This is a genomic window from Mycobacterium sp. C31M, assembly GCF_053345865.1.
Genome location: NZ_JBKFAX010000002.1, coordinates 251,542 through 263,743, shown reverse-complemented (window position 1 = coordinate 263,743; position 12,202 = coordinate 251,542). Strand labels below are relative to the sequence as shown.

6 protein-coding genes are annotated in these 12,202 nt (G+C 65.1%); all 6 read left to right on the top strand.

All coding sequences use genetic code 11. The features are described 5' to 3' along the window. The first annotated feature begins 383 nt into the window (after positions 1–383). Positions 384–914 (top strand): 50S ribosomal protein L10, encoded by a 531-nt coding sequence (gene rplJ, locus ACLBYA_RS03785; RefSeq protein WP_447708024.1) that lies wholly within the window; start codon positions 384–386, stop codon positions 912–914. A 36-nt stretch (positions 915–950) separates the two neighbouring features. Continuing rightward, on the top strand, positions 951–1,337 hold the full coding sequence (gene rplL, locus ACLBYA_RS03780) for a 50S ribosomal protein L7/L12 (RefSeq protein WP_447708023.1): 387 nt from the start codon (positions 951–953) through the stop codon (positions 1,335–1,337). A gap of 170 nt (positions 1,338–1,507) precedes the next feature. After that, the gene (locus ACLBYA_RS03775) at positions 1,508–2,578 is read left to right on the top strand and encodes an ABC transporter ATP-binding protein (RefSeq protein ID WP_447708022.1); all 1,071 of its coding nucleotides are present in this window, start codon (positions 1,508–1,510) and stop codon (positions 2,576–2,578) included. 148 nt (positions 2,579–2,726) lie between these two features. Then, a complete protein-coding gene (locus ACLBYA_RS03770; protein WP_447708021.1) occupies positions 2,727–4,448 on the top strand; it encodes a hypothetical protein in 1,722 nt (573 codons plus the stop codon). A 220-nt stretch (positions 4,449–4,668) separates the two neighbouring features. Further along, on the top strand, positions 4,669–8,172 hold the full coding sequence (gene rpoB, locus ACLBYA_RS03765; RefSeq protein WP_447708222.1) for a DNA-directed RNA polymerase subunit beta: 3,504 nt from the start codon (positions 4,669–4,671) through the stop codon (positions 8,170–8,172). A gap of 39 nt (positions 8,173–8,211) precedes the next feature. Then, positions 8,212–12,165, top strand: a complete 3,954-nt coding sequence (locus tag ACLBYA_RS03760; protein ID WP_447708020.1) for a DNA-directed RNA polymerase subunit beta' — start codon at positions 8,212–8,214, stop codon at positions 12,163–12,165. Positions 12,166–12,202: the final 37 nt, after the last annotated feature.

Here is a 12,202-nt window from a genome sequence, read left to right as displayed (position 1 = left end):
GACGTGAGTTCAGTCGGAGCCGCTGTAAAGCCGGTTCGGCGGAAGCCAGGTACGCCAAATGTGCACGGGACGTACACCAGTTCAGTCAAGACCAGCATCTGGCGGAGCCGACTGAACTGACGGCCGAATACTGGCGGAAGCCAACTCGTTTTGGCCGATCCGGGCCCGGCAGGCTATCCTTTTCCAGTTCCACCGAAGACCGTCGGTCACCGAGCAATCGGTTGAAGGTCCGGGATTTCCCGGCGGCCCACGCAGGAGGACGAGGTTACGACCTGCGGATTGAAAGTCCGTAGCTTGCGCGCCCCGACCTGTCTGCGTCGGGGCGTTTGTGATTTCTGGACCCTCATGCGGTGGACATCCCATCCACACACGAGGAGGCAAGCATGGCCAAAGCTGAAAAGGCCACCGCGGTCGCCGACATCGCCGAGAAGTTCAAGGAGGCGACGGCCACCGTCGTCACCGAGTATCGCGGCCTGAAGGTGTCCAACCTTGCCGAGCTGCGTAGGTCGCTGGGTTCTGACGTGACCTACACCGTCGCCAAGAACACCTTGGTGAAGCGTGCGGCAACCGAAGCCGGTATCGAGGGTCTGGACGACCTGTTCACCGGTCCGACCGCCATCGCTTTCATCAACGGCGAGCCTGTCGACGCCGCCAAGGCGATCAAGAAATTCGCCAAGGACAACAAGGCCCTGATCGTCAAGGGCGGCTACATGGACGGAAAGGCTCTTTCCGTCGATGAGGTCAACCGCATCGCCGATCTCGAGTCGCGCGAGGTCCTGCTGTCCAAGCTGGCCGGCGCCCTGAAGGCCAAGCAGTCCCAGGCCGCGGCGCTGTTCGTGGCGCCCGCGTCCCAGGTCGCCCGCCTGGCCGCAGCTCTGCAAGAGAAGAAGGCCGCCGAAGACTCGGCCGCCTGACCAAACCACCACCACCCATAGAGATAAGGAATCACCATGGCAAAGCTTTCCACCGACGAACTGCTCGACGCGTTCAAGGAAATGACCCTGCTGGAGCTCTCTGAGTTCGTGAAGCAGTTCGAGGAGACCTTCGACGTCACCGCCGCCGCTCCGGTCGCCGTTGCCGCCGCCGGTGCCGCTCCGGCCGCCGCCGAGGCCGCCGAGGAGCAGTCCGAGTTCGACGTCATCCTCGAGGGTGCCGGCGACAAGAAGATCGGCGTCATCAAGGTCGTCCGCGAGATCGTCTCCGGCCTGGGCCTGAAGGAAGCCAAGGATCTGGTTGACGGCGCTCCCAAGCCGCTGCTGGAGAAGGTCAACAAGGAGGCCGCCGACGACGCCAAGGCCAAGCTCGAGGCCGCCGGCGCCACGGTCACCGTCAAGTAGTTCACACGCACTTGTGGGCCGGGTCGATCTTCGACCCGGCCCACAGTCGTCTCTGGGGGTGCGCAGTGCTGCGGTTCGTCGTTGCTGAAAAACCAGGTAGGTTACAGTGACTCAAGCCACAGGCGCCGTCGCACGTGGCATGGGTGGGCTGCAACGCGGAAGGAACCTATATGGGCGTCCAAATCGACGTGACGAATCTGAGCAAATCGTTCGGGTCCTCGAAGATCTGGGAAGACGTCACGATGTCGATTCCCGCCGGTGAGGTCAGCGTTCTGCTGGGCCCCTCGGGTACGGGTAAGTCGGTGTTCTTGAAGTCGCTGATCGGTCTGCTGCGACCGGAGCGTGGCTCGATCGTGATCGATGGCACCAACATTCTGGAGTGCTCGGCCAAGGAGCTCTACGAGATCCGCACGCTGTTCGGTGTGCTGTTCCAGGATGGCGCGCTGTTCGGCTCGATGAACATCTACGACAACACCGCCTTCCCGCTGCGCGAGCACACCAAGAAGAGCGAATCCGAGATCCGCAACATCGTCATGGAGAAGCTCGAGCTGGTCGGTATGCCCAACGATGGGCACAAGTTCCCCGGTGAGATCTCCGGCGGTATGCGCAAGCGCGCCGGCCTGGCCCGGGCCCTGGTGCTGGACCCGCAGATCATCCTGTGTGACGAGCCGGACTCGGGTCTGGACCCGGTCCGTACCGCCTACCTGAGCCAGCTGCTGATCGACATCAACGCCCAGATCGACGCGACGGTGCTGATCGTGACGCACAACATCAACATCGCCCGCACGGTGCCCGACAACATCGGCATGTTGTTCCGCAAGCAGCTGGTGATGTTTGGTCCGCGTGAGGTGCTGCTGACCTCGGAGGAGCCGGTGGTCAAGCAGTTCCTCAACGGTCGGCGGATCGGTCCGATCGGTATGTCGGAGGAGAAGGACGAGGCCACCGCGGCCGCTGAGGCGGCGATGCTGGAGCAGGGCCAGCATGACGGCGGTGTCGAGGAGATCGAGGGCGTGCCCCCACAGCTGTCGGCGACCCCGGGTATGCCCGAGCGTAAGGGTGTGGCCCGTCGGCAGGCCCGGGTGCGCGAGATCCTGCACACGCTGCCCCCGGCCGCGCAGGAAGCCATCCGCGATGATCTGGAGGGTACGCACAAGTACGCGGTGCACGAGCCGGGTCACGTGTCCCGCCAGCACCACGAGGACGACGCACCCACGCAGTCGATCCCCGTCACCAAGGAGTAGGACTTCGGTACGAAAGAACCGCCCGGGCCTGTGCCCGGGCGGTTCTTCGTCGGTGCCGTTCGAAATGTCGGGCCGACATTGTGTTTGGCGCAATGTGACACATTGCGCACTTATGCGCGTTAGCGTTCCCGGCGGGGGGAGGTCGGGAATGGGCAATCTGTGGGTGCGGTGGGCCGGGCTGCTGACCGGTGGGGCAGGCATGGCGACGCTGGTGTTGGCCGTCGGGGTCGGGTTGGCGCACGCCGAACCTGGCGCGGATACCGGCACAGGCTCTTCGTCGACGAGTAGTGAAAGCGATTCCGACAGTTCGGAATCCGATACCAAGGACGGCAGCGGCGCTGGGTCCGACGATGACGGCCCGGACCCGACGGACGCACCCGGGGACGATGAGCCCTCGACCACGGAGCCGGATCATGAGCAGCCTGCCGCCGACCCGGAGGAGTCGGAGACGCCCGACATCGACCCGCCCGGCCTCGTCTCGGACAAGCCGGGCAGCAGTGCCAAGAAGCGGTCCGCTGACAAACCCGACACCGTCACCGAGAAGGTGGAGCCACGGGTGACCACGCCTGCGCAGGAGCCCGCGGCGGTGCAACGGACCGTAACCGAGCGTCCCGTTGCCCGCACGGCCGCACGGGTCGTCGGAGCAGCCACCGTGACCACCGTGACCGAGCCGTTGGCGCAGCCGGAACCGACGGCCGCGGTGGCCACAGCGGCGCGGCCGAACCTGATCAACCTCGTCGGGACGTTCTTCTTCAACATCTTCGACTCGGTGGTGAAGTTCTTCGAGGGACCGCCGATGGTGCCGCCCGGCCGGGCCGTACGGGTCGCGCGTACCCCGCTGGAACTCGATTGCGGGAACGGATACACTGTCGATGCGGATTGGTACTTCCCGACCGAGAGCACCCCCGACAAGATCATCTACTTCCAGCACGGCGCGTTCGGACGCGCGGGGTTGTACAACATCACCGCCTCCGACCTGGCCGTGCGCAACAACGCCATCGTCGTCGCGCCGTCGATCACGTCGAACTTTTTCGCCTGCGACGGATGCACCGTCGGGGCCGACCAGGGGCACGCGGCGGTGGCCGATCTGTTCATCGGGGACCGGGCGGCGCTGACCGCCAGTGCGCTCGCGGCCGGCTGGAGCGCGCCGTTGCCGCGGCGCTTCGTCATCGCCGGACACTCCGGGGGAGGTCAGCTGGCCGGCGGGGCGGCGGGCTATTACGCGGTCCGCGCGCCCGCCGACCGGGTGCACGACCTGGCCGGTGTGCTGTTGCTGGACGCCTCGGCGCTGGGCGGCGCGATCGAACGCGGTGTCGCACGGATCCCGGCCGATATCCCCGTTTATCACATCTCGGCTGCATCGGGTCCGCTGAACACCTTCGGTGACCTCAACCCGGTGCTGGCCCAGTTGCGGCCCGGGTTCGTCGGGGTGCAACTGATCGGTGGGACACATTCGGACGCCTGGCGTACCACCAACGGACTCGCCCAGTTCGTGGTGGGCGTCGCGACCGGGTTCGCCAAGCCGCGCAATGTCGACGCGGTGCAGACCCTGGCGCAGGCGTGGATCTCCGACTGGTTCGACGGCACCCACACCGAGGAGTCCTACGGGGATCGCGGCGGGATGATCGCGATCGGGGCGGCCAGGGCGTACGTGGCGCCGGGGCCGCCGCCGTCCGCGTTCGATCGGCTGATGCAGCGGCTGATGCGGGTGACCCTGGTCCTCGGCGAGTTCAACGGCAACTGCGCGGCCGATCCCGCCACCGAACCCTCGCAGATCAGAAACTCCACAGCCGACACGGCCCTATCTCTTGACGGACGAGGCCAAACGGGCCAGTCTGTTGGGCAGCAATGTATGTATGGGCCGAGATAGTTCCAGTTCGCCAGCCAGCGATGGGTCGTTCCTACATGCGGTGGTTGAGGAATACGCCGTCTTGCGCTATCGTTGGACGTTGCGCTGGCTGCATCCTGCCCACCCTTCACTGCACCTGACATCGTGACCTAGCCTGAGCCCTGCTCAGCGATCTAGACGCGTGCCATGGCTCCGGAGGTAATCCGGGCTCGAGAAGCCAGCCGAACCGATGCAGATATAGCTGGAAGGGTGCATCTTGGCAGTCTCGAGCCAGAGCAAGTCAGATTCCACTAATAGCTCCGTTCCGGGAGCGCCCAATCGAATTTCCTTCGCCAAGCTCCGTGAGCCTCTCGAGGTTCCGGGGCTGCTTGACGTTCAGACCGACTCATTCGAGTGGCTGGTCGGTTCGGACAAGTGGCGCACCAAGGCAGTCGACCGCGGCGATGTGAACCCGGTCGGCGGCCTTGAGGAAGTACTTGCCGAACTGTCCCCGATCGAGGACTTCTCCGGCTCGATGTCGCTGAGCTTCTCGGACCCGCGCTTCGACGAGGTCAAGGCCCCGGTCGACGAGTGCAAAGACAAGGACATGACGTACGCGGCCCCGCTGTTCGTCACGGCCGAGTTCATCAACAACAACACCGGTGAGATCAAGAGCCAGACGGTCTTCATGGGTGACTTCCCGATGATGACCGAGAAGGGCACCTTCATCATCAACGGCACCGAGCGTGTCGTGGTGTCGCAGTTGGTCCGTTCGCCGGGCGTGTACTTCGACTCGTCGATCGACAAGGCCACCGAGAAGGACCTGCACAGCGTCAAGGTCATCCCGGGCCGCGGTGCGTGGCTGGAGTTCGACGTCGACAAGCGCGACACCGTCGGTGTGCGTATCGACCGCAAGCGTCGCCAGCCGGTCACCGTGCTGCTGAAGGCACTCGGCTGGACCAACGAGCAGATCACCGAGCGGTTCGGCTTCTCCGAGATCATGATGAGCACGCTGGAGAAGGACAACACCGCCGGCACCGATGAGGCGCTGCTGGACATCTACCGCAAGCTGCGCCCGGGCGAGCCGCCGACCAAGGAGTCCGCGCAGACCCTGCTGGAGAACCTGTTCTTCAAGGACAAGCGCTACGACCTCGCTCGCGTGGGCCGTTACAAGGTCAACAAGAAGCTGGGTCTGAACGCCGGCGCGCCGATCACCAATTCGACGCTGACCGAAGAGGACGTCGTCGCCACCATCGAGTACCTGGTGCGGCTGCACCAGGGCGACAAGATGATGACCGCGCCCGGTGGTGTCGAGGTGCCCGTCGAGGTCGACGACATCGACCACTTCGGCAACCGTCGTCTGCGCACCGTCGGTGAGCTGATCCAGAACCAGATCCGGGTCGGCCTGTCGCGTATGGAGCGTGTCGTGCGTGAGCGCATGACCACCCAGGACGTCGAGGCGATCACCCCGCAGACCCTGATCAACATCCGTCCCGTCGTGGCGGCGATCAAGGAATTCTTCGGGACCAGCCAGCTGTCGCAGTTCATGGACCAGAACAACCCGCTGTCGGGTCTGACCCACAAGCGCCGCCTGTCGGCGCTGGGCCCCGGTGGTCTGTCCCGTGAGCGCGCCGGCCTCGAGGTTCGCGACGTGCACTCCAGCCACTACGGCCGGATGTGCCCGATCGAGACCCCGGAAGGCCCGAACATCGGCCTGATCGGTTCGCTGTCGGTGTACGCCCGGGTCAACCCGTTCGGCTTCATCGAGACCCCGTACCGCAAGGTTGTCGATGGTCAGGTCACCGACCAGATCGATTACCTGACCGCCGACGAGGAGGACCGCCACATCGTGGCGCAGGCCAACTCGCCGGTCGACGGCAGCGGCCGCTTCGTCGAAGAGAAGATCCTGGTCCGTCGTAAGGGCGGTGAGGTCGAGTTCGTCGCCGCCACCGACGTCGACTACATGGATGTCTCGCCGCGCCAGATGGTGTCCGTCGCGACGGCGATGATCCCGTTCCTGGAGCACGACGACGCCAACCGTGCCCTGATGGGTGCCAACATGCAGCGCCAGGCCGTTCCGCTGGTGCGCAGCGAGGCCCCGCTGGTCGGTACCGGTATGGAGCTGCGCGCCGCGATCGATGCCGGTGACGTGGTCGTCGCCGACAAGACCGGTGTCATCGAAGAGGTCTCGGCCGACTACATCACCGTGATGGCCGATGACGGCAGCCGCCAGACCTACCGGATGCGCAAGTTCGCCCGGTCCAACCACGGCACCTGCGCCAATCAGCGCCCGATCGTGGACACCGGACAGCGTGTCGAGGCCGGCCAGGTCCTCGCCGACGGCCCCTGCACCGAGAACGGTGAGATGGCCCTCGGTAAGAACCTGCTGGTCGCCATCATGCCGTGGGAAGGCCACAACTACGAGGACGCGATCATCCTCTCCAGCCGCCTGGTGGAAGAGGACGTGCTCACCTCGATTCACATCGAAGAGCACGAGATCGATGCCCGCGACACCAAGCTGGGCGCCGAGGAGATCACCCGGGACATCCCGAACGTCTCCGATGAGGTGCTGGCCGATCTCGACGAGCGCGGCATCATCCGCATCGGTGCGGAGGTCCGCGACGGCGACATCCTGGTCGGCAAGGTCACCCCGAAGGGCGAGACCGAGCTGACCCCCGAGGAGCGCCTGCTGCGCGCCATCTTCGGTGAGAAGGCCCGCGAGGTCCGCGATACGTCGCTCAAGGTGCCCCACGGTGAGTCCGGCAAGGTCATCGGCATCCGCGTGTTCAGCCGCGAGGATGACGACGAGCTGCCCGCCGGTGTCAACGAGCTGGTCCGGGTCTACGTGGCCCAGAAGCGCAAGATCTCCGACGGTGACAAGCTCGCCGGACGCCACGGCAACAAGGGCGTCATCGGCAAGATCCTGCCGATCGAGGACATGCCGTTCATGCCGGACGGCACCCCGGTGGACATCATCCTGAACACCCACGGTGTGCCCCGTCGTATGAACATCGGCCAGATCCTGGAAACCCACCTCGGGTGGGTCGCCAAGGCCGGCTGGCACATAGACGACAGCGCGGGTGTACCTCAATGGGCGGCCAACCTGCCCGAGGGCATGCAGTCCGCACCGCGCGACTCCATCGTCGCCACCCCGGTGTTCGACGGTGCGCAGGAGGGCGAGTTGTCGGGTCTGCTGGGCGCGACGCTGCCCAACCGTGACGGCGAGGTCATGGTCAACGCCGACGGTAAGGCCGAGCTGTTCGACGGCCGCAGTGGTGAACCGTTCCCGTACCCGGTGACGGTCGGCTACATGTACATCCTGAAGCTGCACCACCTGGTCGACGACAAGATCCACGCCCGTTCGACCGGTCCGTACTCGATGATCACCCAGCAGCCGCTCGGTGGTAAGGCGCAGTTCGGTGGTCAGCGATTCGGCGAGATGGAGTGCTGGGCCATGCAGGCCTACGGTGCGGCGTACACGCTGCAGGAGCTGCTCACCATCAAGTCCGACGACACGGTGGGTCGCGTCAAGGTGTACGAAGCCATCGTCAAGGGCGAGAACATCCCCGAACCCGGTATCCCGGAGTCGTTCAAGGTGCTTCTCAAGGAGCTGCAGTCGCTCTGCCTGAATGTCGAGGTGCTGTCTTCGGACGGCGCGGCGATCGAAATGCGTGACGGTGACGACGAGGACCTGGAGCGCGCTGCCGCGAACCTGGGAATCAACCTGTCCCGCAACGAATCCGCCTCTGTCGAAGATCTCGCCTAAGTAATTGGCTACAAATCCCGAAAGGGGAAAGGGAGTTACGTGCTAGACGTCAACTTCTTCGATGAACTCCGCATCGGTCTCGCGACCGCGGACGACATCCGCAACTGGTCCTTCGGCGAGGTCAAGAAGCCGGAGACCATCAACTACCGCACGCTCAAGCCGGAAAAGGACGGCCTGTTCTGCGAGAAGATCTTCGGACCGACTCGCGACTGGGAGTGCTACTGCGGCAAGTACAAGCGCGTGCGCTTCAAGGGCATCATCTGTGAGCGCTGCGGTGTCGAGGTGACCCGCGCCAAGGTGCGCCGGGAGCGGATGGGCCACATCGAGCTGGCCGCACCCGTCACGCACATCTGGTACTTCAAGGGCGTTCCGTCGCGCCTGGGCTACCTGCTGGACCTGGCTCCGAAGGATCTGGAAAAGATCATCTACTTCGCGGCCTACGTCATCGTGGCCGTCGACACCGAGATGCGGCACAACGAGCTGTCCACGCTCGAAGCCGAGATGGTCGTCGAGAAGAAGGCCGTCGAGGATCAGCGTGACGCCGACCTGGAGGCCCGGGCCCAGAAGCTCGAAGCCGATATGGCCGAGCTGGAGCGCGACGGCGCCAAGTCCGACGTGCGCCGCAAGGTGCGCGACGGTGGCGAGCGTGAGATGCGCCAGCTGCGTGACCGGGCCCAGCGTGAGCTGGACCGGCTCGACGAGATCTGGACCACCTTCACCAAGCTGGCCGTCAAGCAGCTCATCGTCGACGAGGTGCTCTACCGCGAGCTCGTCGACCGCTACGGCGAGTACTTCACCGGTGCCATGGGTGCCGAGTCGATCAAGAAGCTCATCGAGGTCTTCGACATCGACGCCGAGGCCGAGATCCTGCGCGACACCATCAAGAACGGCAAGGGCCAGAAGAAGCTGCGTGCGCTCAAGCGACTGAAGGTCGTCGCGGCGTTCCAGCAGAATCGGAACTCGCCGATGGGCATGGTCCTCGACGCCGTTCCGGTGATCCCGCCGGAGCTGCGCCCAATGGTTCAGCTCGACGGTGGCCGCTTCGCGACCTCCGACCTGAACGACCTGTACCGCCGCGTCATCAACCGCAACAACCGGCTCAAGCGACTGATCGATCTGGGTGCGCCCGAGATCATCGTCAACAACGAGAAGCGCATGCTTCAGGAGTCGGTCGACGCGCTGTTCGACAACGGCCGTCGTGGCCGGCCCGTCACCGGGCCGGGCAACCGTCCGCTCAAGTCGCTGTCCGATCTGCTCAAGGGCAAGCAGGGCCGGTTCCGTCAGAACCTGCTCGGTAAGCGCGTGGATTACTCCGGTCGCTCCGTTATTGTCGTGGGCCCGCAGCTCAAGCTGCACCAGTGCGGTCTGCCCAAGCTGATGGCTCTGGAGCTGTTCAAGCCGTTCGTGATGAAGCGTCTGGTCGACCTGAACCACGCGCAGAACATCAAGAGCGCCAAGCGCATGGTCGAGCGTCAGCGTCCCCAGGTGTGGGATGTCCTCGAAGAGGTCATCGCCGAGCACCCGGTGCTGCTGAACCGCGCACCGACCCTGCACCGCCTGGGTATCCAGGCCTTCGAGCCGCAGCTGGTCGAGGGCAAGGCCATCCAGCTGCACCCGCTGGTGTGTGAGGCGTTCAACGCCGACTTCGACGGTGACCAGATGGCCGTGCACCTTCCGCTGTCCGCGGAGGCGCAGGCCGAGGCACGCATCCTGATGCTGTCCTCGAACAACATCCTGTCGCCCGCGTCGGGTCGCCCGCTGGCCATGCCGCGTCTGGACATGGTGACCGGTCTGTACTTCCTGACCACCGAGATTGCCGGTGACACGGGCGAGTACACCGCGGCCGCCACGGACACCCCGGAGACGGGTGTGTACAGCAGCCCGGCCGAGGCCATCATGGCGATGGACCGCGGTGCGCTGTCCGTGCGCGCGAAGATCAAGGTGCGGCTGACCAATCGTCGGCCGTCCGCCGAGGTCGAGGCACAGCTGTTCCCCGAGGGCTGGAACCACGGGGACGCCTGGATCGCCGACACCACGCTGGGCCGGGTGCTGTTCAACGAGCTGCTGCCCAAGGGCTACCCGTTCGTGAACGCGCAGATGTTCAAGAAGGCCCAGGCCGCGATCATCAACGACCTGGCCGAGCGGTACCCGATGATCGTCGTCGCGCAGACCGTGGACAAGCTCAAGGACGCCGGCTTCCACTGGGCGACCCGTTCGGGTGTGACGGTCTCGATGGCCGACGTGCTCGTGCCGCCGCAGAAGCAGGACATCCTGGAGCGCTACGAGGGTGAAGCCGACGCGATCGAGAAGCAGTACCAGCGCGGCAAGCTCAACCACGACGAGCGCAACGGCGAGCTGGTGAAGATCTGGCAGCAGGCCACCGAAGAGGTCGGTAAGGCGCTGGAGGAGTACTACCCCGAGGACAACCCGATCATCACGATCGTGAAGTCCGGCGCGACGGGCAACCTGACCCAGACCCGCACCCTGGCGGGCATGAAGGGTCTGGTGACCAACCCGAAGGGTGAGTACATCCCGCGTCCGATCAAGTCCTCCTTCCGTGAGGGCCTGACCGTGCTGGAGTACTTCATCAACACCCACGGTGCCCGTAAGGGTCTGGCCGACACCGCGCTGCGTACCGCCGACTCGGGTTACCTGACCCGTCGTCTGGTGGACGTGTCGCAGGACGTCATCGTGCGTGAGACCGACTGTGAGACCGAACGCGGTATCAACGTCACCCTCGCCGAGAAGATGGAAGACGGCTCGCTGGTCCGCGATCAGCACATCGAGACGTCGACCTACGCCCGCACCCTGGCCACCGATGCGGTGGACAGCAACGGCAACGTCGTCGTCGCCCGCGGCCACGATCTCGGCGATCCCGCGATCGACGCGCTGCTGGCCGCCGGCATCACCGAGGTGAAGGTCCGCTCCGTGCTGACCTGCACCACCGGTACCGGCGTCTGCGCCATGTGCTACGGCCGCTCGATGGCCACCGGCAAACTCGTCGACATCGGCGAGGCCGTCGGTATCGTCGCCGCGCAGTCGATTGGTGAGCCCGGTACGCAGCTGACCATGCGTACCTTCCACCAGGGTGGTGTCACCGGTGGCGCCGACATCGTCGGTGGTCTGCCGCGTGTCCAGGAACTGTTCGAGGCCCGCGTGCCGAAGAACCGTGCCCCGATCGCCGATGTCACCGGCCGGGTGCAGCTGGAGGAGACCGACAAGTTCTACAAGATCACCATCGTTCCCGACGATGGTGGCGAGGAAGTCGTCTACGACAAGCTGACCCGTCGCCAGCGCCTGAAGGTGTTCAAGCACGACGACGGCTCCGAGCGTCTGCTCACCGACGGTGACCACGTCGAGGTCGGCCAGCAGCTGATGGAAGGTGCTGCCGATCCGCACGAGGTGCTGCGTGTGCAGGGCCCGCGCGAGGTGCAGATCCACCTGGTCAAGGAGGTCCAGGAGGTCTACCGCGCCCAGGGTGTGTCGATCCACGACAAGCACATCGAGGTCATCGTCCGGCAGATGCTGCGTCGCGTCACGATCATCGATTCGGGCTCGACGGAGTTCCTGCCCGGCTCGCTGACCGAGCGTGCCGAGTTCGAGTCGGAGAACCGTCGCGTCGTGGCCGAGGGCGGCGAGCCCGCGGCCGGACGTCCGGTGCTGATGGGTATCACCAAGGCGTCGCTGGCCACCGATTCGTGGCTGTCGGCGGCGTCGTTCCAGGAGACCACGCGCGTGCTGACCGATGCGGCGATCAACTGCCGCAGCGACAAGCTGCAGGGTCTGAAGGAGAACGTGATCATCGGCAAGCTGATCCCGGCCGGTACCGGTATCCCGCGTTACCGCGATATCCGGGTGCAGCCCACCGAAGAGGCCAGAGCAGCCGCTTATACGATCCCGTCCTACGAGGATCAGTACTACAGCCCGGACTTCGGTCAGAGCACCGGTGCCGCGGTCCCGCTGGACGACTACGGCTACAGCGACTACCGCTAGCTAGTCATGGAGAAGCCCCCAGGTTCGCCTGGGGGCT

What these genes read in the sequence shown, in the direction of transcription:
- rplJ (WP_447708024.1), top strand. Translation starts at nt 384, where the DNA reads ATGGCCAAAGCTGAAAAGGCCACCGCGGTCGCCGACATCGCCGAGAAG.
- rplL (WP_447708023.1), top strand. Translation starts at nt 951, where the DNA reads ATGGCAAAGCTTTCCACCGACGAACTGCTCGACGCGTTCAAGGAAATG.
- ACLBYA_RS03775 (WP_447708022.1), top strand. Translation starts at nt 1,508, where the DNA reads ATGGGCGTCCAAATCGACGTGACGAATCTGAGCAAATCGTTCGGGTCC.
- ACLBYA_RS03770 (WP_447708021.1), top strand. Translation starts at nt 2,727, where the DNA reads ATGGGCAATCTGTGGGTGCGGTGGGCCGGGCTGCTGACCGGTGGGGCA.